The sequence below is a fragment of the Psychromicrobium lacuslunae genome (genome assembly GCF_000950575.1).
GTDB classification, from domain to species: Bacteria; Actinomycetota; Actinomycetes; order Actinomycetales; family Micrococcaceae; genus Renibacterium; species Renibacterium lacuslunae.
The window spans coordinates 3158583-3184662 of sequence record NZ_CP011005.1 but is presented as its reverse complement, the minus strand read 5'-3'; the positions used below and the strand labels follow the sequence as shown (position 1 = coordinate 3184662).

25 protein-coding genes are annotated in these 26080 nt (G+C 59.9%); 11 read left to right on the top strand and 14 right to left on the bottom strand.

The genetic code is table 11. The features are described from left to right. The first annotated feature begins 106 nt into the window (after positions 1-106). The gene (locus UM93_RS15065; protein WP_045076348.1) at positions 107-1543 is read left to right on the top strand and encodes a C40 family peptidase; all 1437 of its coding nucleotides are present in this window, start codon (positions 107-109) and stop codon (positions 1541-1543) included. 26 nt (positions 1544-1569) lie between these two features. Here UM93_RS15065 and map read toward each other — a convergent pair whose 3' ends face one another. Next, positions 1570-2346 (bottom strand): type I methionyl aminopeptidase, encoded by a 777-nt coding sequence (gene map, locus UM93_RS15060; RefSeq protein ID WP_045076347.1) that lies wholly within the window; start codon positions 2344-2346, stop codon positions 1570-1572. Between the two features lie 84 nt (positions 2347-2430). Next, positions 2431-3429, bottom strand: coding sequence for a universal stress protein (locus UM93_RS15055; RefSeq protein ID WP_045076346.1), 999 nt, complete (start codon positions 3427-3429; stop codon positions 2431-2433). A 112-nt stretch (positions 3430-3541) separates the two neighbouring features. Here UM93_RS15055 and UM93_RS15050 point away from each other — a divergent pair, with 112 nt between their 5' ends. Genes UM93_RS15050 through UM93_RS15040 form a run of 3 tightly spaced genes read left to right on the top strand, consistent with a single transcriptional unit; the run spans position 3542 to position 6768 of the window. Then, complete coding sequence (locus tag UM93_RS15050; RefSeq protein ID WP_045076345.1) at positions 3542-4792, top strand: amino acid deaminase/aldolase; 1251 nt, start codon at positions 3542-3544, stop codon at positions 4790-4792. Next, positions 4789-6141: a D-arabinono-1,4-lactone oxidase gene (locus UM93_RS15045; RefSeq protein WP_082057181.1), complete on the top strand. Its 1353-nt coding sequence runs from the start codon at positions 4789-4791 to the stop codon at positions 6139-6141. The genes UM93_RS15050 and UM93_RS15045 overlap by 4 nt, the downstream gene beginning before the upstream one ends. 51 nt (positions 6142-6192) lie before the next feature. Further along, positions 6193-6768, top strand: coding sequence for an FAD-binding protein (locus UM93_RS15040; protein WP_045076344.1), 576 nt, complete (start codon positions 6193-6195; stop codon positions 6766-6768). Between the two features lie 31 nt (positions 6769-6799). Here the strand turns inward: UM93_RS15040 and UM93_RS15035 are convergent, their stop codons facing one another. After that, positions 6800-7384: a copper resistance CopC family protein gene (locus tag UM93_RS15035; protein WP_234399327.1), complete on the bottom strand. Its 585-nt coding sequence runs from the start codon at positions 7382-7384 to the stop codon at positions 6800-6802. 70 nt (positions 7385-7454) lie between these two features. Between UM93_RS15035 and UM93_RS15030 the strand changes: the two genes are divergently transcribed. From UM93_RS15030 to UM93_RS17975, 3 genes are all read left to right on the top strand, one after another. Further along, a complete protein-coding gene (locus UM93_RS15030) occupies positions 7455-8897 on the top strand; it encodes an NCS2 family permease (RefSeq protein ID WP_045076343.1) in 1443 nt (480 codons plus the stop codon). Positions 8898-9095: 198 nt separating this feature from the next. Further along, complete coding sequence (locus tag UM93_RS15025) at positions 9096-10328, top strand: hypothetical protein (RefSeq protein ID WP_045076342.1); 1233 nt, start codon at positions 9096-9098, stop codon at positions 10326-10328. Between the two features lie 76 nt (positions 10329-10404). Continuing rightward, a complete protein-coding gene (locus UM93_RS17975; RefSeq protein WP_045076341.1) occupies positions 10405-12507 on the top strand; it encodes a beta strand repeat-containing protein in 2103 nt (700 codons plus the stop codon). Between the two features lie 103 nt (positions 12508-12610). Here the strand turns inward: UM93_RS17975 and UM93_RS15015 are convergent, their stop codons facing one another. Genes UM93_RS15015 through UM93_RS15000 form a run of 4 tightly spaced genes read right to left on the bottom strand, consistent with a single transcriptional unit; the run spans position 12611 to position 15214 of the window. After that, positions 12611-13357: an SDR family NAD(P)-dependent oxidoreductase gene (locus UM93_RS15015; protein ID WP_045076340.1), complete on the bottom strand. Its 747-nt coding sequence runs from the start codon at positions 13355-13357 to the stop codon at positions 12611-12613. Between the two features lie 59 nt (positions 13358-13416). Then, the gene (locus UM93_RS15010; RefSeq protein ID WP_045076339.1) at positions 13417-14229 is read right to left on the bottom strand and encodes a spermidine synthase; all 813 of its coding nucleotides are present in this window, start codon (positions 14227-14229) and stop codon (positions 13417-13419) included. 10 nt (positions 14230-14239) lie between these two features. After that, positions 14240-14902, bottom strand: coding sequence for an O-methyltransferase (locus UM93_RS15005; protein ID WP_045076338.1), 663 nt, complete (start codon positions 14900-14902; stop codon positions 14240-14242). A 9-nt stretch (positions 14903-14911) separates the two neighbouring features. After that, positions 14912-15214 (bottom strand): thiamine-binding protein, encoded by a 303-nt coding sequence (locus UM93_RS15000; protein ID WP_045076337.1) that lies wholly within the window; start codon positions 15212-15214, stop codon positions 14912-14914. An 85-nt stretch (positions 15215-15299) separates the two neighbouring features. On the opposite strand from UM93_RS15000, the gene UM93_RS14995 reads away from it, so the two are divergent. After that, on the top strand, positions 15300-15950 hold the full coding sequence (locus UM93_RS14995) for a TetR/AcrR family transcriptional regulator (protein ID WP_082057180.1): 651 nt from the start codon (positions 15300-15302) through the stop codon (positions 15948-15950). Here UM93_RS14995 and UM93_RS14990 read toward each other — a convergent pair. Next, the gene (locus tag UM93_RS14990) at positions 15932-17731 is read right to left on the bottom strand and encodes a glycoside hydrolase family 15 protein (protein WP_045076336.1); all 1800 of its coding nucleotides are present in this window, start codon (positions 17729-17731) and stop codon (positions 15932-15934) included. The genes UM93_RS14995 and UM93_RS14990 overlap by 19 nt on opposite strands. Positions 17732-17856: 125 nt before the next feature. Next, complete coding sequence (locus UM93_RS14985) at positions 17857-18705, bottom strand: glycerophosphodiester phosphodiesterase (protein WP_045076335.1); 849 nt, start codon at positions 18703-18705, stop codon at positions 17857-17859. A gap of 58 nt (positions 18706-18763) precedes the next feature. On the opposite strand from UM93_RS14985, the gene UM93_RS14980 reads away from it, so the two are divergent. After that, on the top strand, positions 18764-20014 hold the full coding sequence (locus UM93_RS14980) for a DUF445 domain-containing protein (RefSeq protein ID WP_045076334.1): 1251 nt from the start codon (positions 18764-18766) through the stop codon (positions 20012-20014). Between the two features lie 8 nt (positions 20015-20022). Here the strand turns inward: UM93_RS14980 and UM93_RS14975 are convergent, their stop codons facing one another. The 5 genes from UM93_RS14975 to UM93_RS14955 form a co-directional block, all read right to left on the bottom strand. Beyond that, on the bottom strand, positions 20023-20877 hold the full coding sequence (locus tag UM93_RS14975) for a 5-oxoprolinase subunit C family protein (RefSeq protein WP_045076333.1): 855 nt from the start codon (positions 20875-20877) through the stop codon (positions 20023-20025). Then, on the bottom strand, positions 20874-21563 hold the full coding sequence (locus UM93_RS14970) for a 5-oxoprolinase subunit B family protein (protein WP_324606733.1): 690 nt from the start codon (positions 21561-21563) through the stop codon (positions 20874-20876). Before UM93_RS14970 ends, UM93_RS14975 begins: the two co-directional genes overlap by 4 nt. Then, entirely contained in the window at positions 21547-22311 is a 765-nt protein-coding gene (locus tag UM93_RS14965) for a LamB/YcsF family protein (RefSeq protein WP_267884325.1), read from the bottom strand. The genes UM93_RS14970 and UM93_RS14965 overlap by 17 nt, the downstream gene beginning before the upstream one ends. After that, complete coding sequence (locus UM93_RS14960; RefSeq protein ID WP_045076332.1) at positions 22304-23167, bottom strand: hypothetical protein; 864 nt, start codon at positions 23165-23167, stop codon at positions 22304-22306. The genes UM93_RS14965 and UM93_RS14960 overlap by 8 nt, the downstream gene beginning before the upstream one ends. 84 nt (positions 23168-23251) lie before the next feature. Next, complete coding sequence (locus tag UM93_RS14955; protein WP_045076331.1) at positions 23252-23893, bottom strand: alpha/beta hydrolase; 642 nt, start codon at positions 23891-23893, stop codon at positions 23252-23254. A 66-nt stretch (positions 23894-23959) separates the two neighbouring features. Here UM93_RS14955 and UM93_RS14950 point away from each other — a divergent pair, with 66 nt between their 5' ends. Both UM93_RS14950 and UM93_RS14945 read left to right on the top strand, forming a co-directional pair. Further along, complete coding sequence (locus UM93_RS14950) at positions 23960-24946, top strand: cation diffusion facilitator family transporter (protein ID WP_082057179.1); 987 nt, start codon at positions 23960-23962, stop codon at positions 24944-24946. Positions 24947-25011: 65 nt separating this feature from the next. Beyond that, positions 25012-25977 (top strand): helix-turn-helix transcriptional regulator, encoded by a 966-nt coding sequence (locus tag UM93_RS14945; protein ID WP_045076330.1) that lies wholly within the window; start codon positions 25012-25014, stop codon positions 25975-25977. Positions 25978-26080: the final 103 nt, after the last annotated feature.

Below are 26080 nucleotides of genomic sequence, written 5' to 3'. Positions count from 1 at the left end.
AATGATGTGACCAGTGTTGCCAAAGTGACATTTGACCACGTAACCTCATGATTGCTGTGTGAATGCTGCTGCCTGCATTCACCGATAAATCGGTTATGAGGCTTAGATGAGTGCGAATGTGAAACGCTGGTTGACCACGTCTTTGGCGGTGGTGGCAAGTGCTGCTCTGGTATCCGGCGTCTCGTCGGCGCCAGCCCTGGCCGCCCCACTAGCGCAATCTCCCGCCGCATTACCGGCTAGCCCTGAGATTCCGTCCGAGCAGGACATTGCTAACGCCAAGAAGAATCAGGATGCCACCAGCACCCAGATCACCAAGATCGAGAGTCTGCTGGATACTGCCACTCAGAGCTTGCAAGCCTCCATGATGAACTCGATGCGCACCAATAACGACTACTCAGCGGCGCTGGTCAATCTGAAGGACCGGCAAACCGCCGCCGACGCTGCGAAGGCAAAAGCGGCCGCAGCGGCGAAAATTTCGGCAAAAGCGAAGACTCAAGTCGGGCAGCTCGCCAGCACCATGTACAAAACCGGCGGCCTGAACCCCAGCGTGCAGTCCCTGATCACTAGCGGAGGCGGAAGCGCCTCGGACGTCATCTACCAGGCCTCCACCCTATCGATTCTCGGCACCAATCGGAGCCAGACTTTCAATAATGCGCAATCCGCGGCCGCCACCGCGAGCTCGCTCGAAGACGCCGCCAAACAGGCAAAGCAAGCGGCTGACGACGCTGCCAAAGTAGCGGCGAGCGCTAAGACTGCCGCCGACTCGGCGGTCAGCGCGCAGAACGCCCTGGTGACTAAGAACCAGCAGCAGCGTGGCGTACTGATTGGCCAGCTGGCCACCTTGAAGAACACCACGGTGGCACTGGAGAGCGCTCGAATCACCGGGCTGGAGCAACAAAAAGAGGCAGCTAGATTGGCCGCTATTATTGCTGCCAGCAAAAATCAGCCAGCCCCAACCCCGCCCAGCAACCCGGGTACCAGCAACCCAGGCACTAGCGACCCGGGCAGCAATAATCCGGCACCGGTTGACCCGCCAGCACCGCCTGTTGTGCAGCCACCAGTGGTGACTCCTCCGGTGGTCACCCCGCCCGTGGTGACCCCCCCGGTGGTGGTGCCGCCTAAGCCGAAACCCCCAGTAGTTGTGCCACCAGTAGTCAACCCGCCCAGCGGCACGAACATTAGTGGCATGGTCGCCTTCGCAATGTCCAAGGTCGGCGGCCCCTATGTCTGGGGTGGCACCGGACCGGTCGGCTATGACTGCTCGGGACTGATCTGGGCCGCCTTCCGCTCGGTCGGCGTGAACTTGCCTCGGGGCGGATCCGACCAGTTCTGGCAAGCGCCCACCCGGGTGCCACTCTCCCAGATGCAGTATGGCGACATCCTCGCCTTCAATGACAATGGCTCAGGCTTCTTCAGCCACGTGGCTATTTACATTGGCAATGGTCAGGTGGTTCAAGCACTCAACCCGAATGACGGGATCGCTGTCACTCCGCTGAGCTGGATGTCGACAATGGCACTCTACGGTTACGCTGCTCGCTACTGAGACGCGAAGCGCTGAGGTCCGAGAGCTTAGGCGAGAATCGGCAAGGTCAGAATCTCTGGTCCCTGTTCGGTGATCGCCACGGTGTGCTCGCTGTGCGCGGTCCGGCAACCGGTGGCGCTGCGTAGCGTCCAACCGTCAGCGTCGGTCACCAGCCTTGCGGTGTCGAGCATCACCCAGGGTTCCAGGGCAAGCAGCAGACCGGGGCGAAGTTGGTAGCCACGACCGGGCCGACCGGTATTTGCCACGTGCGGGTCCTGATGCATCGTAGAACCAATGCCATGACCACCGAACTCGGTATTAACCGGGTAGCCAGCTGTGCTCAGCACCGAGCCGATGGCAAAGGAAATGTCGCCGATCCTGGCTCCCGGCTGCGCCGCCGCAATACCCGCCTCAAGCGCCTGTTGAGTGATCTCAATCAACGCCACGCTCTGCTCTGCCTGCGTCTCGCCGACGATGAAACTAATCGCCGAATCCGCCGCGATGCCGTCTTGGGAGACTGCCAAGTCTAGGGTCAGTAGATCCCCGTCGACCAGGTGGTAATCATGGGGCAAGCCGTGCAGCACCGCGTCGTTAACCGCTGTGCAAATGTAGTGGCCGAAGGGACCGCGACCGAAGGACGGAGCGTAATCGACATAGCAGGACTGAGCGCCGGCGGAGTCGATCATCTGCTGCGCCCAACGATCGATATCGAGCAGATTTGTACCCACCACGGTGCGATTTTTCAAGGTCTGCAAGATATTAGCGACCAGGGCACCACTCCTCCTGGCGGTCGCCAATTGGGCGGAGTCTAAAATCTCGATCATCGGCTACCTTCCTCGACTATCCACACCTCACGATAGTCCAGGGATTCGGTGGCTGCTAACTGCGCTGCCGGCCGGAGTGCGCGCTTAGACCTCACCGAGTAGCGGACCGAAATTAGCCCGGTCGGCAAGCCGCGGATCGTCCCGCTCCGGAACCACCATCACCGGCCCCTTCGCGTGATGCAGAACTGCATCTGTGGTGGAGCCCAAGATCATCCCGGCAAAGCCGCCGTGCCCGCGACTACCGAGCACCACGAGTTCCGAGTGCTTAGTCGCCTCGATCAGTATCTCGATCGGCGGTCCGTCAACCACGTCTGCGGCGATTTTGAGCTTGGGGAAATGGCTTCGCAACCAGGCCGCCCCGGCCTGCATCTGTTCGGTGATCTCCTCAAGCATGCCTTGCCGATCCAGCGGCGCTGGCAACCAGGTCATCGCCCCAGAGTAGGGCGGCACCGCGCAGACCACGCGCAGTGCTAAACCTGCCTGCTCAGCATGCTCAGCCGCTCGCAACACCGTGTACCGGGCACGCTCGGAACCATCAACACCGACCGTGACCAACGACTCCACTAGGGGCGCGTCCGCTGGGTTGGTACCCTCACCCAGTCGCGGCGCACAGCTCAACGGCACCATCACGGTCGGGCACTTGGCATGTCCGGGCAGTCCAGAGGAAACCGAGCCAAGCAGACGACCCACGAATCCACCCCGGCCACGGGAGCCGAAAACCAACAATTCAGCAGTCTCGGAAAGCTCAAGCAGCACGCCCGAGGCGTCACCGGCCTCCACTCGGGCGTCAAAGTCGAGGTCGGGGTACTCGCTCAGCCTGCCGACAGCTTGTTCCAGCACTACCTCAGCGCCCTGCCGGATGACCGAGTCATCGATGGTGGCAAATCCGCCGTCCAAGCCCGAGGCAGCGAAAATAGGAACCGAATAGGCAGTCACTAAATGTAGCGGCAGCTTCCGGCTCTGCGCCTCCCGGGCAGCCCACACCAGGGCACAGTTACCGTGGTCTGAACCATCAACCCCCACCACAATGCCAGTTGGTGCTGCTAGCTGCTCAGTTCCCGGTGTCTCCTTTGACTCCGACATGATGCGTCCCTTCGGTGTGGTTCAGCGGACTACTTACTTTTCACTATTCACGCTTCCTCAGGGCACGTCAAGAACGCTTGACAGCAAGCCTCGGCGTGGCGAGAGTGTGAAGATGTTCACACTCGATCAAGTGGCGCTTGAAGCTGAGAGAAGCGGTACCGGGCGGTCTGAGCCGGAAGCTAATTTCTGGCCGCGTGCCGACCGAGCGACCGGCCATTTAGCGGCGCCGCTCGGTGTGCTGGATCGTCAGGCGCTTTCCGCTAATGCTGGTGCTTTATTACGCCGCGCTAACGGCAAACCTATCCGGGTGGCCAGCAAATCCATTCGCAGCCGCGAAGTGCTGCGTGCCGTGCTTGCGCAGCCGGGGTTCGCGGGCGTGCTGGCTTACACGCTGCCGGAAGCGCTCTGGCTTGCCGAAGAGTTCGATGACATTGTGGTCGCCTACCCCAGCGCCGATGCGCCAGCGCTCCGGCAGCTTGCCGCGGATCCGCAGGCGCTCAGTCGGATCACCTTAATGGTTGACTCCGGCGAGCAGCTGGACTGGATGGCCAGCATCCTGGGCTCCACGACTGAACTCCGGCTTTGCATCGATCTGGATGCGTCTTGGCGGCCGGGTTTAGCCGGCCGTCAGCTCGGTCATATTGGCGTTCGTCGCTCTCCGATCCGGCAGCCGACTCAAGCCGTCCAACTCGCCGAGCGGATCGCTCGGAGCGGACACCGATTAGTCGGCATCATGAGCTACGAGGCGCAGATCGCAGGCCTACAGGACAGCCCGTCAAATAGGGCCCGGGCCCTCCTGATTCAGCGTCTGCAGAGCAGCTCCGCGCAGGATATTCTGAGCCGCCGCGCCCAGGTGGTCTCAGCGGTGCGAGAAGTTGCCGAGCTGGAATTCGTCAACGGTGGAGGCACCGGCAGCCTTGAGCTGACCAGCTCGGACGTCTCGGTCACTGAAATAGCGGCCGGTTCCGGGCTCTTCGGGCCAACCCTGTTTGATCATTACTCACGTTTTAAGCCCTATCCCGCGGTTGGCTTTGCGCTGCAAGTGGTGCGCCGCCCAGCTCCTGACATCATCACGGTGTTGGGCGGTGGCTGGATCGCCTCTGGTCCGGCCGGGCCAGACCGGGTTCCGCTGCCGGTATACCCGCCGGGGTTGTCGATGATCGGCACCGAAGGCGCCGGAGAGGTGCAGACCCCACTACGCGGCTCAGCCGCAAGCGGACTGAGGATCGCAGATAAAGTCTGGTTCAGGCATGCCAAGTCAGGTGAGATCTGTGAGCACCTGGACGGCTTGCTGGTGATCGACGGCGAGGAAGTAGTAGCCGAGCTGCCTAGTTATCGCGGTGAAGGGAAAGTTTTTCTATGAGCACTCTGGTTTCGAGAAACACCCAGGATTGGCACAACTGGGCCGGCGATCAGCGTTGCACGCCTGAGCGAATCAATCGGCCCAGCACGGTGCAAGAGATCGTTACACTGATCGGTCAAGCCGCTGAGCGCGGTGGCCGGATAAAGGCGGTGGGAGCCGGGCACAGTTTCACCGATATCGCGTTGACTGACGGCTATCTGCTTGAGCTGGGTAACCTGAGCGGACTGCACTCGGTGGACCGGGTCACTGGCCGGGCTACTTTTGCCGCGGGTACCCGGCTGCACAGAATTCCGGCCCTGCTGGCACCTTATGATTTGGCGCTGACAAATATGGGAGATATTGACCGACAGAGCATTGCCGGCGCCATTTCGACCGGAACTCACGGCACCGGATTGAACTTCGGCGGCATTGCCACCCAGGTGGTGGGTCTGACCCTAGTCACCGGCAGCGGGGAGATCCTCGAGTGCTCGGCAACACGCAACCCTGAGCTCTTCTCAGCCGCCAGAGTAGGCCTCGGCGCACTGGGCATCATCGTGCAAGTCACTCTGCAATGCGTGCCCGGCTTCAAGCTGCATGCGCAGGAGCGCGCCGAGCCCCTGGAGCAGGTCCTTGAAACCCTCCCGAAACGAATGGCTGAGGCCGACCATTTCGAGTTTTATTGGTTCCCGCACACCGAAGTTGCCCTGACCAAGTCGAACACCCGGACCGCTCTGGGGCAGCGGACCGGGCCGAGCCGAGGCGCTCGGCCGCTAAGTCGTAGCCAACATTTGCTCGATGATGTGCTGGTTTCAAACAAGCTCTTCGCCGCGATTTGCCGGGGCACAAATGTGTTCCCCGGCAGCATCCCGACGGTCAATCGGATGGCTTCTAAACTCACTGGAAACCGTGAGTACACCGACCGGTCTTATAAGGTTTTCGCCACCGAACGCAGCGTGCGATTCAGGGAGATGGAATTCGCTGTGCCTTTCAGCGAGCTGGACACCGTGTTACGAGAACTCAAGGCGATGATCGCTCGACGCAGATTCAATGTCTCCTTCCCGATCGAGGTGCGCTGCGCTGCTGCGGACGATATCCCACTCTCCACCGCTTCCGGACGGCAGACCGGCTATATTGCGGTGCACCAATACTGGCGGACCGACCCCTTCGAGTTCTTCAAAGCCGCGCAGGAAATCTTCGTCGCCCACCAAGGCCGACCGCATTGGGGCAAGTGGCATTTTCTCCAGTCAACAGAATTGGCTGAGCTCTACCCAGCCATGGAGAAGTTCTGTAGGCTTCGAAATAGTGTTGACCCGGGGGGCGTCTTCACCAACGATTACCTGGATCGCGTACTGCTTTCCAGGTCCGCGTAACCACTCGAACGTGTTGCCATCACGCACCGGCAGCCAAGGAGGCCCAGCACGATGACCCAGCTAGATGGTGCACCATGCACCGAACGCACCACCACGGTGGTGATTGGCTCCGGTCTTTCTGGCCTGGCGGTGGCAACTGAGTTGAGTCGGCGCGGCGTGAATTCCATCGTGGTGGATCATTGCGAACTCTTCGGCACCGGAACAGCAAATGCGAAACACCAGGTTAGCGAGCCGGGCAGCTTAACCGAACGCGGCGAGGTGCTCCGGGTACTCAGGCACTACGCCTCCAGTCACAGCCTGGACATCAGAACCCGGGCGAAGGCCAAAGAACTGAGCATTAACCCCCTGAGCACGCAGCGTTGGACGATTGAGACCTCTGAGGGCGCGCTTTCCGCAGACAACATCGTGCTGACTCATTGCGCGCAGAATCAGCTGAGGCGTTTTCTGGCCTCCTTGGGCATCGCGATCGGACGGGATGTGATTACCGCAGTGCGGGCACTGGGCATTTATCTGGTGGGCGTCAATGATGCCATCATTCCCAGCACCCGCGAGATCCTGCTACAGGCAAAGAACGTCAGCCAAGCAATCTGTCTGCAGCGCGAGACCAGTCAAGCAGCGCTCGGCTGAGCCAATCTCAGCCTCGGCTGGGATCGCCAAGCTACTGTTCTTTTCGCAGTCGCCGCACCACTAGGAACAGCGCCACCAGCACTAGCACGGCCACCCCAGCAACAATAACGATCAGCCAGGGAAAGCCACCGGTGGCAGTCGAACTCTGGGGTTCGGGAGAGCTCACTGGAGCAGCAGAGCCAAGGGTCGCCCCGGAAGTCGCAGTGCTGCCACCGGTGACGGTAAAGCTGAAGCTGCCATCGATGGGATGCCCATCTGAGGAGACTAGGCGCCAATTAACTGTGTACTGACCGGCCGGGGCACCCGGTTTCAGTTGCTCGCTTGCCACCTTATCGAGCACTGACACCTCGCCACTGGCCCAATTGGTGCCGCTAGCATCCTTCACTTCGATCTTGGAGCCAATGGCTGCCGGAGTGTTATTCAAGGTCAAGGACACTTGTTCAGGCATGCTGGCGATCTTCGCTCCATTGGCCGGACTCGTGCTCTCAACCGAGTCGTGGGCGCTAGCTGCCGGAGCAGAAAGCAGCAAGCTGAACAAAACCCCCAGGGACACCAGAAGGCCGAGGGCGAACCGTCCGAAGGAATTGCGGGGCTGAGCTAACGAAAGTTGAGGCATACACCTACGCTACGTCATCTGAGGGCGTCATCACTAAGGACAGTAGAGCGGTTGGCGCTAGGATTCTGGCATGGCCCGTTTACCTGTTGCCCTTGATCGCTACTTTAAAGTTTCGGAGCGCGGTTCCACGCTGTCCCGCGAGATTCGTGGCGGTCTCGCCACCTTCTTCGCGATGAGTTACATCGTGGTGCTCAACCCGCTCATCCTGGGTGGCGCCGACTCGACCGGCGGTTCACTCGGCCCGAATCGGGTAGCAGCCGTGACAGCACTGGTCGCCGGCGTGCTGACGATTCTGATGGGCGCTTGGGCAAGGCACCCCTTCGCGCTCGCCACCGGGCTTGGCGTGAATGCCTTCGTCGCGGTGACTGTGGCCTCACACCCCGGTCTGAGCTGGGCCGATATGATGGGCTTGATCATGATCTCCGGTGTGACCATGCTGATCCTGGTTCTCACCGGTTTCCGCACGGCCGTCTTCAAGGCAGTTCCGGAAGGGCTCAAAACGGCGATAGTAGTCGGCATCGGCCTCTTTATCGCGCTCATCGGCCTGGTGAACGCCGGCTTTGTGCGGCGCATTCCAGACGTGGCTGGTACCACGGTGCCGGTCGGGCTGGGTTTTGATGGAAAACTGATTGGCTGGCCAACGCTGGTCTTTGTGGTCGGGCTACTGCTCACCATCGTGTTGGTGATCAGGAAGGTGCGCGGCGCGATTTTGATTGGCGTCATCGCCTCCACGGTGCTGGCCAATCTGTTGGAACTCATTTTCAAGATCGGTCCGAGCTTCGATGGTAAGACTAGCAATCCGCTCGGCTGGTCTCTTGTGGTGCCCGCCTTGAAGGACTTCTCGCTCCCTGATCTTTCACTGATTGGCCAAGTTAATATCTTCGGCTCCTTCGTCCACCTTGGCGGCGTCGCAGCCACCTTGCTGGCCTTCTCGATCCTGCTCAGCATCTTCTTCGATGCGATGGGAACCATGGTCGGCTTGGCCAACGAAGCCGGCACTGTGGACAAGAAAGGGAACATTCCGGACGTCAATCGGGTACTGCTGGTCGATGCGATTGGTGCGGTGGCCGGCGGCGGCGCCTCGGTTTCTTCCAATCAGATTTACGTTGAGTCGGGGGCTGGCATCGGTGAAGGAGCACGAACCGGCATTGCCTCGATAGTGACCGGCTTCTTGTTCCTCATCGCAATGTTCTTCACCCCGCTAATCTCATTGGTTCCCTTCGAAGCGGTGGCCCCGGCCCTAGTCGTGGTGGGCTTCATGATGGTCTCTCAGGTCGGAAAGATTGATTGGGCCGACTGGGGAATCGCCATTCCAGCATTCCTGACCTTTATTCTGATGCCCTTCACCTACTCGATTGCCAACGGACTGGGAGCTGGTTTCATCTCCTATGTGGTGATCCGAAGCTTCCAGGGGCGAGCCCGGGAGATTCATCCACTGCTCTGGGTGGTGGCCGCGGCGTTCCTCATCTTCTTCGGCATCGGAGCATTGCAGCAAGTTCTGAATATTCACTGATCAATTCCGTCGAATAACGCAGAATTAGCACAAAAGTAAAATAGAGATAAAACAAATTTGTATTATCTCGACGTGTTTGCGAGCATGCTAAATGTAGCCAGTTGGATAAGCCAGTCGGTTACAAATCGCCACTCCCCTAGACGGCCCTATTTCAGAGTCCTACTCTGAAAGAAGTCGAGCTATCTCTAGAGGGAGGAGGTGAATCGCACTGTGGAGACTTCCCAGCTGGAACTGCGTGGTCAGGACGAGCCGAGCACGCCCCGAAGTGATGGCGTAAATTTCCGCAGAGCAGTGCGATTTGCCGCTTTGCTCGGAGTAGCTGGCTCAGCAACTTTCCTGCTCGGCGTGCTCGGGGCGCAAACGGCTCAGGCCGCCTCCGATGTCGGCACAACGGCTTCCTCTTCCTCGTCTAGTGCGACCTCAAATGCTTCCGCTGCTAACTCGCTGCTCGGTAAAGTCGGTCATACGGTGAAGAATCTCATCGAGCCGGTGCAATCGGTAACCAAGCAGACGCCAGCGGTGGTTAGCTCGGTTACCGAAGTCGTCGCTCCAACGAAGGTCGTGACGACGGCCCTCAAAACCCCGCTAGTGCAGCAAACTCTCAGTGCTTTGAGTAAGCCGACCACAGTGATCGCTCCGATCACTCCGGTGACTACTGTTGTCAATCAGCTGATTGAACCGCCGCTGGCGCCGGCCCTCAAGCCCCTTGAGCCGATCACTTCGTCGGTGAAAAACACCGTTCAAGGCCTCAGCGCGCCCCTGGTTTTTAGCGTTCACCAGCTGGTTAACGAGGTGCTGCCGCCGCTAAGCAAACTCCCCGTCGCCGGAGCAGCATTGCCCCCGGTTTCCGGCGTCATCAATGGTGTGATTGATGACCTCTTGCCGACCGTGAACACCGCTTTACCGGTCACTGGGGTGGTATTGCCGGACTCAACGAAACCGGTCGACGCCACCCCACCGGCGGTAACTCCGCCGGGAGTCCTTCCCGGTATGGGCCCTGGATCAACCGATAACTCGGCTGGCCTGCCCGGCAACCTGTCGACCACGAAAGTAGCGGACAACAAAGCAACTGCAGCACTAGGAGCGACGACAGTTGCTGCTCCCGCAAAGTCAGCGGTGGAGAATTCCGCAACGCTTTCGTCGATATGGTTTGCCGGGCTGCCCTACGGAGCACAACAGAACGCGCCGCCCGCCGAGCCGATCGCCCCTGCTGGTCAGGCGAATCCGAGCCATCCCGTGCCAACTGCGCCCGGCCAAACGTGCCCGATTCCGATCAATTTGAACGGTTCAAGTGGCACTTCGAATAGCCTTGCTGCCACGGTGTCCAACAGCTTCCTAGCCTCACTTCATGAACTTTCAGAACCGGCCACATTGGTCAGTTCCTTCAGCCCAGAATCATTATCAGATGATCCTGGTTCATCTCCTGACTGAATGACAACACTCCGCCGTTAGGTGGACACATCGTTTCATTCACTATTCATTTTTGATGCAAGTCAGGAGCTTTATCATGCACAGCAATATTCGAAGGGTTCTTTGGGGAACCCTCTTCACCGGGGGCATTATGGTCCTCGGGGCTGCCGCAGCTCAGGCTGCCGAACAGCCGAACACCGGGGGCGCTCAAGCCGTGCCAGCGGCCAGCCCCACAGCCTCGTCTTTGTTAGGCGGGCTTTCGAACCAATCAAGTAGCGGTGCCGGAGGGACGGCTGCCGGCAATCAAGCAGCCGTTAATCTCAACCTTCCGGTGTCCATCTCGGGCAATGCGATTAGTCTGGTTGGCACATCACACGCGACCAACTCCACTACCAATAATGGGATTGGAACCGCGAAGCCACTGAGTACCCAGGGCACTAGCGGGGTGTTAGGCGCGGTGGCGGGCAATCAAGCGCTCGTCAATGCGACGGCGCCGATCACCATTTCTGGTAACGCGATTAGCGGGGTGGGTAACTCCACCGTCACCGGTTCCACCACCGATAACGGCATCGGCACAACTGCTCCTCCAGCAACGGGGGGCGCCGTGGTGGGTCAGCAGAACACCAATGGCACCACCTCACTAGGCGGCGGTAACCAGGGCCTGGTCAATCTGGTCGCACCGCTCTCCATCTCCGGTAACGCGATCAGCGTGGTGGGTAATTCGACGGCTACCGGTTCCACCACCAACAACGGTATTGGGCAAGCATCCGGCGGCCCTGTTGGTACGGCAGTCCCGATGGGCAACCAAAGCACCAGCGGTCTCGGCTCTGTCCTTGGCGGCAACCAAGTCGGCGCCAACGGTCTCGTGCCAGCAACCATCTCCGGTAATGCCATTAGCGGCGTCGGTAACTCCACCGTCACCGGTTCGAAAACCAATAATGGCATCGGCACTGCAGCTGCTCCAGCCACCGCTCCAGCCAATAGCGGCGCCGTGGTGGGGCAGCAAAACACCACCGGCATCGGTTCTCTCGTCGGCGGTAACCAGGTAATGGCCAACCCGGTCGTACCAATGGCCATTGCCGGTAACGCGATCAGTGGCGTCGGTAACTCCACCGCAACTGGTTCCACCACGAACAACGGCATCGGACAAGCATCCGGCGGCCCTGTTGGCTCAGCCACTCCGATGGGCAACCAAAGCACCAGCGGTCTCGGCTCACTCCTTGGCGGCAACCAAGTCGGCGCTAACGGCTTCGTACCAGCAACCATTGCTGGCAACGCCATCAGTGGCGTCGGCAACTCCACCGTCACCGGCTCCACCACCAATAACGGCATCAACACTGCTGCTCCTACAACGGGAGGTGCCGTCGTGGGCCAGCAGAACACCAACGGGACGACCTCCTTGGGAGGAGGCAACCAGGTCGGCGCTAACGGCTTCGTGCCGGCAGCCATTGCTGGCAACGCCATTAGCGGGGTCGGTAACTCCACCGTCACCGGCTCGAAAACCAATAATGGCATCGCACCGGCCACCGGTGGTGCTCCTATCGCTGGGCAAAACACCAGTGGTATCGGTTCCTTAGTAGGCGGCAACCAAGTCGGCGCCAACCCAGTCGTGCCGGCAGCCATTGCTGGCAACGCGATCAGCGGGGTCGGCAACTCCACCGTCACCGGTGCTACCACCAACAACGGTATCGGCGGCGCTGTGGGCAATAATCCGGTGGGTGGCCAGACCACTAACGGTCTTGGCTCGCTCCTCGGCGGCAACCAGGTTGGCCTGAATCCGATCATCCCGCTTACCGTGGCTGGAAACGCGATTAGCGTGATCGGAAATTCAGAAACTACCAACCCGACGGTGAATGTTCCGGTGACGCCGGTCACTCCGGTGACGCCCGTTACCCCGGTGACGCCGGTCACTCCGGTGACGCCCGTTACCCCGGTCACCCCGGTAACACCCGTTACCCCGGTCACCCCTGCTACACCTGGAACCCCGGCTACTCCCGCAGGTCCTGCCAACCCGGCGAGCCAACCCGGGCCGAACACAGCTGTTACCGGCCAAGCGGCAGCAGTCGTTTCGGCCGCTGGCGCGCTAGCCAATACCGGGTTCTCCGGGGCCACCATGGCGGCGTTAGCTCTGCTGATGTTGCTGCTGGGCGCACTGCTGTTGGCGACCACCCGACGGAATACAGTGGCAAAGTCAGAGTAAAACTGGCCTCAGCGCCCTTGAGACAGACTGTCAGCACAGACCTTCTGCTCAGGGGCGCTGGCCGCCGGAAAACTCAGATGATCAACGGATCGGATCGGCACAGCTACTTAGCCGACCAGCCGCCATCCATTGTGTAGCTAGCCCCGGTCACCATCCCGGCTTTGGGGCCGGCAAGCCAAGCCACCAAGGAAGCAACTTCCTGCGGCTCCACTAAACGCTTAATAGCACTTTCGGTCAGCATTACCTTGGCCAACACTTCGTCTTCCGGGATGCCATGAGCTACCGCCTGGTCGGCTATCTGCGATTCCACCAAGGGCGTCCGAACATAGCCAGGATTGACGCAATTACTGGTCACCCCGTGTGGACCACCCTCCAGAGCGGTCACCTTCGATAACCCTTCCAGGCCATGTTTGGCCGAAACGTAGGCGCTTTTGAAAGCCGAAGCTCGTAGACCATGGACAGAGGAAATGTTAATGATCCGCCCCCAGCCTTTGCCATACATCTGCGGCAGAACGGAGCGGATCAATAGAAACGGGACCTCCAACATCAAGGTGTGAATCTTGCGGAATACCGCGGGGTCATATTCCTCAAGGGGCGCCACTCGCTGGATCCCGGCGTTATTGACCAGAATGTCGAAATCCAAAGAGAGCTCTTCCAAGGCCGCGGTGTCACTAAGATCGAGCTGCCAGCTATCACCCTTGACCTCGGCAGCTAAATCCTCGGTGGCGGTCAGGTCAGCGATGGTTACCTTTGCGCCTAGGCTAGCGAGTTCACGGACCACGGCGGCACCAATGCCTCCCGCACCACCGGTGACCAGGGCGCTACGGCCTGACAAAGGCAAAATCGTCATCTTCGATTCCTCTCAATAGGTTGACCGGACATTAGCGCCCGGCGGCCAGAAAGCTACTACTAGTTATCGGTGAAAGGTTGGTGGCTGCGAGCGAAGCCTCGAAATTGCTGATCGTCCCACAGAGTGGCAGGCATCGCACCGGCCAAGAGTGCCCGGGGCAGCCCGCCACCAGTGGCCAGCGGTGCATCACTACCGGCCATCACGATATTGCCGAAGCGCCTGCCCTTGAGCATTGGTGGATCCGCTATTAGCGCGGTGTGTCTGAAGTTGGCGGCTAGGGTGGCGGCTTCGCGACGTGCATTGGCAAGCGCCGGAGCATCCCCACAATTGAGCAAATAGACGCCCTGCGGACTCAGCACCCGTTTGGCTTGTGTTACGAATTCCTCGGTCAGCAGTGGAGCCGGGGTGAACCTTCCGGAGAAGACATCGCGAATCACCACGTCGCGGCTGTTTTCACTGAGTGCACTCAATACTTCACGCGCTTCCCCGACCCTAATCTTCAGCAACGGCGCCTTCGGCAGTCCGAACCATTCCCGCACGTAGCCGGCAAGCTTACCGTCAATCTCCACCACGGTATTCCGAGAATTCGGGTACTGATCCACCAAGTAGCGGGCTACCGAGCACGCTCCACCACCCAGATGCAGCACTCTCAACTTTTCGCTGGTGCTCCAGCGATCTTCGATCAGCTTCACCAGCCAACGCATGTACTCGAATTCAAGCCGGGAGGCGTCGGCTAGATCAATATGCGAGGACTGCATGCCATTGATTTTCAACAACCAACCACTGGAGTTCCCAGGTTCCGCTTCTAGTTCCGCAAGGCCGGTATCGATGGGGTATTCACCGGCAACTGGCTTTGGTTCAGCAGGCTTCATGGACGCCCGATCATTTCACCACAGCTACCGCGAAGCCATCCCAACCTTTGGAACTCGCGGTTTGTATCGCGGTGGCTTCCAACTGCTCACTGGAGCCTAGAAATTCCAAAGTCTGACGGATCGCTAGTTCATCTCCCTGCGCCTCAGGATCTAAGAAAAGTCCTTCCCAGATCACATTATCGACGACAATCACTGTCCCTGAATGGCTCAATTCGAGTGCCCGACTCAGGTAATTGACGTTATTTCCCTTATCGGCATCGATAAAGATGAGATCGAATTGGCCGGTCAAGCTAGCAAGGGTATCTAGCGCTGGCCCCAGCCGAATCTCCACCTTCTCGCCGACACCCGCCCGGTCAATATTTCGACGGGCCACCTCAGCGTGCTTGGCTACAAACTCACAGCTCAACACCGTGCCGTCCTCCGGCAGGCCGCGAGCCAACCAGATACTGGAGTAGCCTGCCAGGGTACCGATTTCCAGGACCCGACGAGCGCCGGAAATCCGCGCCAGCAGCATCAGGAATTTACCCGCCGTCGGCGCTACCTCGATGGCCGGCATCCCGGCCGCCGCAGCGTCGGCTACCGCTTGTTCTAGAGCAGCGTCGGGCTTCAGCAGGGTATCGCTCAGGTAGTGCTCGACCGTCAGCCACTCCGGGTGGCTCTTATGCTCAACCATCTCCTCAGCTTATTCCTCGAGCAGCGCCTTCTCTAGACGTTCCACCTTGGCGGTTAATTCACCGGTGTAGCCAGGGCGAATGTCTGCCTTCAGGACCAGCGAAACCCTTGAGCCGAAAGCACCAACGGCCTCGGTGGCACGCTTCACCACGTCGAAAACCTCGTCCCACTCGCCTTCGATCGTGGTGAACATCGAATCGGTCTGGTTGGGCAGTCCCGATTCCCTCACCACCTTGATCGCAGCCGCCACGGCTTCATGCACCGACCCATCCGGACCTGAAGAATTAGGGGAGACAGAAAAAGCTACCAACATGCCTTCATCCTGGCACGATCCGTTGCCAAAAGACATCCCGCCCGGCCAAGCCTAGATTCCAGCCCCACCTTGCTATGCTGAGCCCATGTCGGAGGCTTCAATGGAGCGGCCCCGCAGAGCGGACGCGACGAGAAATATTGATTCGTTGATTTCAGCTGCGCAATCCTGTTATCGCCGCTTCGGCCCGGACGCGTCCCTGCAGAGCATTGCTCGCGAAGCAGGGGTCGGCGTCGCCACCCTGTTCCGGAATTTTTCCGATAAAGACGATTTGATCCGCGCGGTGCTCACCCGACAGGTTGAGATTCGGATCAGACCGCTGATCCGAAGGGCCCTCGAAGACAGCAACCCTACCCGCGGGTTGATCTATGTCAGTTACGGTTTGCTGGGCATCGCCAGCCGTGAGTCGAACATGATGATCGCCATCCACAGTAGACAGGACACGCTCGCCAGCATGGCGATTCCGGTTATTGATGCCCTTTTTGAACTCACCCGTCGTGCCCAAGCCCAAGGCACCGTGCGGTCCGATCTTGGCTTAGAAGATGTCCAGTCAATTATTGGCATGTTGATCGGCGCGGTAGAAACTACGCCGGCTGGCACTCCAGCCTGGAAACGATTCGCTGAGCTATTGGGGGATGCCATCTTCATCCCGGTACAGCATCGAGCTCTGCACCGGGAACCGGCGATGACGCGACACCCGGATATTTGGGGGCCCGAGGCTCAAGTCCGGACGGTCTGAGTCGCACTTTCCAAGGCATCGGCGGCACCGACCAGGGCGAGGTGCGAGAAGGCCTGTGGATAGTTACCCACCATCCGGCCCTGCTCCACTGAATATTCCTCGCTGAGCAGGCCGAGTTCGTTGGCGAAACCAACCAGACGATCCATCAAAGCCTCAGCCTCAGCCAGCCGCCCGCTTCGCGCGTACTGGCCGACCAGCCAGAACGAACAGGCTAAGAACGGATGCTCCCCAGGTTCCAGGCCGTCCAAGCCAGTTTCCGTCCGGTACCGCAGCAGTAAACCGTGCGGATCGAGCAACTCCTGCTCAATTCGCGCTACCGTACCCAGCATCTTCTCGTCCTGGTAGGAAATGAAGCCGACCTGCGGTAACACCAAAAGAGAAGCATCGGTGGTGGTGCCGCCATAGCTTTGGGTAAAAGAGTTCAGTTCACGATTGAAACCTTGGCTGAGTATCTCCGCCCGCAATTGATCGCGTATTTGCTCCCACTGCTCGGCTGGTCCTGCCAAACCGTGCTCTCGCACCGCTCGGACCCCGGAGTCGAAAGCCGCCCACATCATCACCCTGGAATGCGTGAAGTACTGTGGCTCACCACGCATTTCCCATAAACCTTGGTCCTTTTGCTCAAGATGCCGTTCGGCAAAACCCAAAAGGGCCCGTTGCAGAGGCCAGGAAAAATGGTCCTCGGCACCGCCAATTTTGCGCAGCCGCTCCAAGGCGACCATCACCTCGCCGACCACATCAGCCTGATATTGGTGCACCGCACCATTGCCGATCCGCACCGGAGCAGAGTTTTCATACCCTGGTAGATGCGGCAGTTCTTCTTCGCGCAACTCACGTTCACCGGCCAGGCCGTACATGATCTGCAGGTCCTCGGGGTCTCCCGCCACGGCTCGTAATAACCAGTTCCGCCAGGTCAATGCCTCCTGCGCGTAGCCGTGGGTCAGCATTGCCTCCAACGTCAGTGCGGCGTCGCGCAGCCAGCAGAATCGGTAGTCCCAGTTCCTTCCGCCGCCAAAATCTTCGGGCAGCGAGGTGGTCGGAGCGGCCACAATACCGCCGGTATCCTCATGACTGAGCGCCCGCAACACCAGTAGTGAGCGCTTCACCTGTTCGGCGTACTTGCCGTCCTGCGAGCAGTCCGCCGCCCATTGCCGCCAGTAGTCGGCGGTTTGTTGCAGCGCCTTATCGACGTCGAGCGCGGCAGGAATAGCTCGATGCGAAGGATACCAAAGCAACTCGAAATCGAGAGTTTCGCCCGCTGCAACGGTGAATTCACCGTAGTGCCGATGATCGGTGGAGTGCGGAATATGCGGCCCGCGCAACGCCAGCGCATCCGGACCCGCAATGGCGAGCAGCACGGTGGCGCCGCCGGTGTCCTTGGCCCGGGAAACCCAAGGCAATACCCGGGCATAGTCGAAACGCATTCGGAGCAGCTGACGCATCGCCACGGTACCTTCCAGACCATGCACCCGGCGCACAATCGAGGCTCGGCGATCACCTACCGGCATAAAGTCGGTGACCCGAACACTGCCGGTTTCGGTGCGCCAATCGGTTTCCAACACGAAGGTGCTGTCCTGATACCGTCGGCTGATTACCTCCGCTTTATCGGCCGTTGGTGCCAGCAACCAATGGCCGTCGTCTTCTGTGCCCAGCAAGGCGGCGAAAATCGACGGCGAGTCAAAGCGCGGAAAACACAGCCAATCGATGCTGCCGGTGCGCGCCACAAGAGGACCAGTGTGCATATCTGAGAGGAGGGCGTAGTCTTCGATCCGCGATGCCATTCACACACCTAATCATGGCTTGAGCGCTCAATCACTTATTTTTCGAGAGTTTCGCCTTCTCGAGGATAGCGATTTTGCTGCCGTTCTCGAGAAGGCTCGGTGGCGAAGCCGCCAACTGAGCTCAGTCAGAGCAGAGCGCGCACCTCGGCCGGACGATTCGTGGTGATTTCCTGCACACCGAAATCCAGACAGAATCTCACATCCGCCGCCTCGTCAACCGTCCAAACCCGGAAGATCCGACCGGCCTCAAGCCAACGCCGCGTCTGGTCGGGCTGGGCGCGAAGATAGTCGATTCCTGGTCCGGCGATGCCGGCCTCGCCGCTATCCAAAAGCCGAAGCCCCTCGGCGAGCGCAAGCCGCAGGGCAGTTGCAGCGGCAACAGCCGCCACAGCGCCGAGGCCAAGTTCCTTGCTGAGCTGTTCGACGTCGATCTCAGCGACCAGTTGACACAGCTGCGCTGCGGGCACCGTGCTCGCCAGGTATTTCATCGCGTCCGGATCGAAACTCATAAAAGAGATGTTCAAAGAACCCAACTTCGAGCTCTGCGGCAGCCAGCCGCGTGCCAATAGCAGTTTGAGGGTTTCCTCTTCCAGGCGGTCGCCAAAGGGGTTGGGGTGCTTGAACTCAATGGTCAGCCCAATCGGTCGACCGGCGGCTAATAATAAGTCGAGAAGCTCACCCAGGGTGAGGAACTGCTGCGAATTGGCCCCGTACTCATCCGGTACGTCGACGCCTTTCCAGGAACTGAAATCCAGTTCCCTGAGTTCCGCGAGAGTCATCTCGGCCACCGCTCCGCTGCCGTTGGAGGTGCGGTCCACTGTTGAGTCGTGGAGCAGCACCACCTGGTGGTCGGCGGTCAGGTGAACGTCACATTCCATCCCGTCGGCCCCGTCGGCGATTGCCTGCAAATAGGCGGCACGAGTGTGTTCGGCATACTGGGCGCTGGCACCACGGTGGGCGTAGATCAGGGTCATAGCTCAAGGGTATTCCCCACGGTTACTGCTATGAAAGCAGGCTCAGTAGGCTTGCCTCATGGAGTCAGAACTGGACCAGCAAAAACGGGCCGCACTTCGCCGGATGAAAACCCTTGCCTTATCGCTGCTCATCCTCGCGGCGGTGATCTTTGGATTTTCCTTCTGGTTGCAAGGCCAATACCCTTGGCTGGCCTACGTACGTGCCGCCTCAGAGGGAGCTATGGTCGGCGCGCTGGCCGACTGGTTCGCGGTCACTGCGCTGTTCCGGCACCCGCTCGGCTTACCCATTCCCCATACTGCGATCATCCCAACCCGCAAGGATGCGATCGGGGCTAGCCTCGGCGAGTTCGTGGAAAGTAATTTCCTCTCCGAAGATGTGGTTCGCGAAAAGCTCGGCACCCTCGACGTTGCTGGACGGGTGGGCAGCTGGTTGGCCCGCGAAGAGTCCGCCAATCGCTTAGCTACCGAGGGCGCTGCGGCAATCAAGGGCATTATGGAAGTTCTCAAGGACGACGACGTCCGCGAGGTGATCGAATCAATGGTGCGGCAGTATTTGCTGGCACCGCCATGGGGCCCGCCGATTGGTCGGCTGGCCAACCAGGTGTTCTCCGCCGGGCATCACCGCAATCTAGTTGATCTGCTAGTTGATCGAGCGGTTGACTGGGTGCAGAGCAACCCCGCCACTATTTCGCGTATTGTCTCCGATCGTTCCCCTTCCTGGATTCCGAGTTTTGTCGATGATCTGGTCGGCGATCGGATCTACGCCGAGGTGCATAAGTTCGTGCTAGCAATACAAGCTGACCAGGACCACCAAGTGCGGCAGGCCTTGGACGAGTACTTGCTCAAGCTGGCCGATGATCTGCAGCACGATCCGGCGATGATCCAGCGTGCCGAAGAGGTCAAAGCGCAGCTACTTGATTCGCCCAGAGTGCGAGAGTTAGCGGGCCAGACCTGGCAAACGTTGAAACGTGCTCTGTTGGAAGCGGTCGATGACCCGAATTCGGCGCTAAGGATGAAGTTTGTTTCGGTACTGCGCGATTTCGGCCACCGGCTGTCCAGCGACGAAGAACTGGCCAGCAAAATCAACGGCTGGATTACCGAAGTCGCTGCCTACGCAGTGCGCAATTACCGGCACGATATCGCTTCGATTATTACCGATACCGTGGAGCGCTGGGATGCTCAAGAGGCGTCGCGAAAGATTGAACTGCAGGTTGGCCGGGATCTGCAGTACATCAGAATCAATGGCACTGTGGTGGGCGCGCTAGCCGGCGTGCTGATTTATACCGTGGCTACCCTAGCCTTCGGCTAACGGCACCTTCAAGAGGCTAGAAATCTAAGTGTCTGGCCGGGTTGGGCTTGGCCAAGCAGATCAATATCAGCCTTCCGGACCACCGCGATCACCGGATAACCGCCGGTCACCGGATGATCCGCTAGAAAAATGGTGGGCAAGCCGGAGGGCGGCACCTGCAATGCGCCGGTCACCATTCCCTCACTAGGCAGCTGGCCGGAGCGGGAAAATTCGAGGGGACGGCCCAGTAAGCGCGCACCAATCCGATTGCTGTCGGCCGAGATGGCCCACTCCTGGCTCAGCAGTTGAGACCAGGCCCCATCGACAAACCAATCCCTTCGAGGCCCCGGCGTCACTCGCAGCGAGAGCCGTCTATCGGGCCTCGGCGGGTCCCGGAAAACCTCAGGTCTTGCCGACTCTTGGTGATCTGAGCCGAACGACAAGAGCTGACCGGCTTGCAGCGGCTCAGGCCCCATCGCGGCCAAGATGTCACGCGAACGTGAGCCGAGCAGCGTGGGAGCTTCGATTCCGCCCGCAATGGCCAGGTAATAGCGCAGACCGGCTGAGGCGGCAGCAATCGTCAAGCGGGTACCGGCAGCGACCGAGTGGGCGGTGCGTTGCGGCCTCGGCACACCATCGATCAGCACTTCACCCACCGCACCGGTTACCGCGAAAACAGCTGGTTCGTTGAATTCCAATGCGAAGCCACCGAAGACGATCTCCAGCCCTGCGGACGACGCCGGGTTCGCTACCAAAGCGTTGGCGGCTACCAAAGCTGCCCGATCAAGTGCGCCGCCCGGGCCTAGGCCCAGCGCGGCTGCCCCGGGTCGACCCAAATCCTGCACTAAGGCCAATGGCCCGGTCGAGACCACCCGCGCCGTCATACTGCCCTGAACCGCACCCGAGCGCCCGGGGTAATCAGCGCCGGACTACCCGCGGCTTCCGACTTCGACGCGTCCCAAAGTACCGCCGCGGTGTGACCGATGAGTTGCCAGCCAGCGGGTGAGCTGGTCGGATAGATCGCACTAAACTCACCGCCCAAAGCAACCGAACCGGCCGGAATTGAGGTGCGCGGGGTATTCCTCCGGGGCACCCGAAGCTTCTCGTGGGAGGTGACTAAATAGGCAAACCCTGGGGCGAACCCGGTAAACGCTGCGGTCCACTCCGAGCTGGTGTGCAGCTCGACAACTTGCTCGACTGTGAGGTTCAGGTACTGCGCGACCTCGGCAAGATCGGGGCCGGTATAGCTCACTTCAATGGGAACTAGGGGGCCATCGGCGAGCGCTGCCTCCACCGGTTCGGCGGAGCGCAACCAATTTTGTACCGCAGTAAGTTCAAGTCGCTCCGGGTCGAAGGTGACCAGGATCGTACGAGCAGCGGGGACCACGTCCAGGACCCCGGCGGGGGGTTCAGACAGCGCCCTAAATAACGCCAGGACCTGGTCGAGGGTTTCCAATTCTGCCAGAATCCCGCTGTCTCCACAGGGCAGCAGGGTCGCCGCATTGGCCCGCCCTGAGCCAGTTGCGCCGATCGGCTCCAGCGCACCGGGGGTTTTAGGCAAAGCGTTCAATCCGCACCCCCTCGGCGGTCAGGGCGGTTCGTACTGCGGAAGCCATTGCCACCGCGCCCGGGGTGTCGCCATGCACGCAGAGCGAATCCGGTCGCAGCTCGACCAGGCTGCCGTCGACCGCCTGAACCACACCTTCCCGCACCATCCGCACCGCCCGCTCGGCGATCATTTCCACCTCATGCAGCACCGCACCGGGAGCTGTCCGCGGTACCAGTGAACCGTCGGCGAGGTAGCCCCGATCGACAAAAGCCTCCCGGTAAAAGCTCACCCCGAGTTCGCCGCAAGCGGTCTCGATCGCCGAACCTGGCAGCCCTAGGATGGCAAGATTGCCGGGTAATTCATGCACGGCCCGGGCCACTGCCGCCGCTTGCACCGGGTCGCTGACGATCCGGTTATAAAGTGCTCCATGGGGTTTCACGTAACTCAGCGTGGCACCCGCGCTGCGTGCCACACCGTCGAGCGCAGCCACCTGATAGAGCACATCCGCGTGCAGCTCCTCAGCACTCACATCAAGGAGTCTCCGGCCAAAACCCACCAGATCACGATAGGCCGGGTGAGCGCCCAGGCTCACCCCACGTTGCTGCGCGATCCTGACGGTGCGCAGCATGGTTTGCGGGTCGCCGGCATGAAAACCACAGGCCACATTTGCGCTACTGACCAGTGAAAGCAGGGCTTCGTCGTCGCCCATTGTCCAGGAGCCAAAGGACTCGCCCAGATCACTGTTCAGATCAACCACGAGTTCAGTCACGATGCGCCTTCTTCGTGCCAGGCAGCTTAGCCGGAAGCGCCTTGATCGCGGTGAGCGGCCGCCGCCATTCAATCGCCCGAGAAGGCACCGCTGGCACCGGCAAGGCAAGCTCGCCGCGAAAGACCAAGGGCGGTGCGCCAAAGGCGATCTTAGTTGCCTTCACTATCGAGCGCCCCATCAGCAGGTTACCGGCCCCACCGATCACCGCGCCGACACCAAAAGGAACGAGCCGCCCGATCATCGCGCCGCCATGGCTGAGCATGAGGCGCTTAATAAACATTTTCTGGATCCGAAGCCCAATGGTTTTCACCGCCGTGCTGGGCACATTTTTACCTAGCACAACGCCCCAATTATTTAGCGGTGTACTGCCTCGGCCCAGCGCATGACCAGCGAAAGACTGCATCAACGAGGTGCCTTCCTCGCCGAGCATGATCGCCATCACGGCTGTCTGGGCGCGCTCCGGGTCGTCAAGATGGACTCCGTGCAACTCGGCGATGGAGAGCGCGTAAAGCGCCGAGGCCTCTAGAAACATCACCGTTGCACCCGCCGAGATACCCAGTGAAGCGAGGGTGCCGATGCCCGGAATGACGGCGGTAGCGCCAATGGCAGCACCGGATCCAGTCACCGTATTGACGAAATCGCGATCTAGTTTGAGGGCTAGCTCAGCGGGCGAGGCATGCGGGAATCGGCGCCGCATCCTACGCAGATTGGCGCGCACCAATGGCCGCTGACTTTCTACCGCTCTGCTCAACGCTTGCTGGACTGCGGGCTTAGGCATTCCCTCGGAGGTGAAAACAGCGTCGGCCGCTATCCGCACTGAGCGGTGAGGTTTTTGCCCTGAGGTTGACTTTGCCATTCTTCAAGCTTAGGTGACCCGCTTATCGTTCTGGCCGTTGACGGCAACACTTCGCCGAAGGCTGATTACCCGGCGGCTGAGCCGTTAGCTGGTGGGCTGGAATGCCCCTGGAACGTGGACAGTGAGGAAAGAACTTGCATCGATCAGTTCAGCGGCTCCGATTGAATGCCCCATTCCGGGGTAGAGCTCTTCCTGGAGTAAGGAATTTTGGTCGAGCCAATCCTTGGTGAATTCCACCGCGTCCGGGTTGATCACCAAATCTGCTTCGTCCCGCGCCCAGAAGAATGGAACCTTGCGACTCAACGGCTCCATCGCGGCCAATAACTGGTTGTCCAGCACGAAACCAGAGAGACCGACGACCGCTTGAAAAGCGTCCCGACGCAGTCGGAGCAGAGTGCTTGCCATCGCCATGCCCTGCGAATGGCCGATCAGGCTAACGCTGCTAAAGCGATATTTAGCGTTTTCTGAATCTAGCCAGGCAAATACCTCATTCGCGGCGGAAACCACCTGGGCAAAATCGTTATTCAGGAAGTAGTCGAGCAGGAACCAGCCATAGCTCTGATCCATCTCAAAGCCGCCGCGCAGCGCAGCGCAATTAAAACCGGCAGGCATCGCATCGAAATGCTGTGCCATGTACTGTTCATCGGCACCATAGCCATGCAGCATCAAAAGCAGCGGTTTACCAGTTCGTTCGGCTTCGGGTTTAGACCAGAGCGCTTGCAGCATCCCTTCATGGTAGCCGTTGCAATCAATTCAACAAGACGGGCAACGGGATGGAGGTATGGTTTAGCCATGGCTGACGAATCTCGAAAAATAGCGCTTAGCGCGGCCATGAAACAGCATGGTGAAACCGCTGAGCAGGGCTCCGAAAGCACCTTCACGGTTGTGCTGGCTTTTGCCGCTAATTTATTGATTGCGGTGGCCAAGTCGTTCGCTGCTGCCTTCACCGGTTCGGCCTCGATGGTGGCCGAGGCGGCGCACTCCTGGGCGGACGCCGGTAATGAGGTCTTCTTGCTGGTCGCTGATCGGCGATCTCAGCGCCCACGGGATGTCCGGCATCCAATGGGGTATGGTCGCGAGGCCTATATCTGGTCGATGTTCGCTGCCTTCGGCCTGTTCACTGCTGGCGCGGTGGTGTCGATCATGCACGGGGTGCAGGAGCTCTTTAACCCCGAGCCCGCCGGAGACTTCCTCATCGCCTACCTGGTGCTCGCGGTGTCCTTCATACTCGAGGGTATCTCCTTCACCCAGGCCTACCGGCAGGCGAGAAAGACCGCCAGGCTGATGCAGATCCCCACCCTGGAGCATGTTGCTAATAGCTCGAACCCGACGCTGCGAGCGGTTTTTGCCGAGGATGCCGCCGCCTTAATCGGTCTGCTGCTCGCCTTTCTCGGTATCTTGCTGCATCAAATCACCGGCTCCCCGATTCCGGATGCTATTGGCTCAATCGCCGTTGGAGTGCTCCTTGGCGTTATCGCGGTGGTGTTGATCGATCGGAACCGTCGTTTCCTGGTCGGCCAATCGGCATCCCGGGAAGCCGAAGAACTCGCCGTCGAATTATTACTCAAACGCCCCGAGATCGACAGAGTGACCTATATCCATTTGGAATTCGTCGGCCCAAGCAAGTTGTATCTGGTGGCTGCCGTGGATTTGCAGGGAAATCGCAATGAAGATGACGTGGCGCTGAAGCTACGTCAATTAGAGCGGGAGTTAGAGAACGTTGGGTATATCGAAGAGGCAGTGATCACGTTGTCCACCAAGGAGGAGCCGGCGCTTTAGGCGCGTTGGACACCTTCAGGACAGATTCTGGCCTAAAATTCGGCATACTTCGGCATACTAAAGAGATGGCGAACACCAGCTCCCGGACCCTGCGGCTGCTCTCTTTGTTGCAGCACCATCGTTTCTGGGCTGGACAAGACTTGGCGGACAAACTTGAGATCTCGCTCCGCACACTACGGCGCGATGTGGATCGGCTACGCGAGTTGGGCTACCCGGTAGAGGCAAGCCGGGGCTCAACCGGGGGCTATCAACTCGCCGCCGGCGCTTCGCTGCCGCCCCTGGTGGTTGACGACGAGGAGGCTGTCGCTCTAGCCATTGGCTTGCGGCTAGCCTCTCAAGGCTCGGTCAGCGGCATCGAGGAAGCCTCGGTAAGGGCCTTGGCCAAGGTCATCCAAGTGATGCCGAATAAACTTCGGCACCGAGTGGAAGCCCTTCGTGCAGCCACCATTCCGGCTGCCGCTAACGGGCCTATTGTGGCCGCCAGCCTGCTCACCACGGTTGCCCAAAGCTGCCGCGATCAGGAACGGCTGGAATTCAGCTACCTCGACGCGTCCGGTAGCAGCCAACAACGCCTGGTGGAGCCACACCGCCTAGTTTCGCTGCGACAACGCTGGTATTTAGTGGCCTACGACATGGCCCGGCACGACTGGCGGAGCTTCCGTCTAGATCGAATGGGCAACCCAGAAAACACCGGGCAACGGTTTAGGCCACGTGAATTGCCGGCCAGCGATGCGGCAGAGTATTTGCGCGGCAGCCTACAAACGCTAGCTTCCGGGGCTCGACCACACCGGATCTTGCTACATTCAGCGGCTGAACCGATTAAGGACCTTTTGGGGCAGTGGGCGGAAATTCTGCCCATTAGCGATCATCGTTGCGAATTGAGGATCTCCGCCGATTCCCTGGAGTGGGCGGCTTTTGCGGTGCTCAGCAGCGGGGTGGATTTCGAACTCATTGATGCACCCGGGCTTGATGTGCTGCTGCAGGGCTGGCATCGGCGAATCCAAACCGCCCAAAGAACCCCTACAGGCTGAAGAAGAAATTAAAAGGCAAACATTCGGTACGCTGGCGAAAGAGCATGAGGTCAGAGCGCAGTATCAGCTTGAAACTGCGTCGGCGGGAAACCGCTTCAGCCGG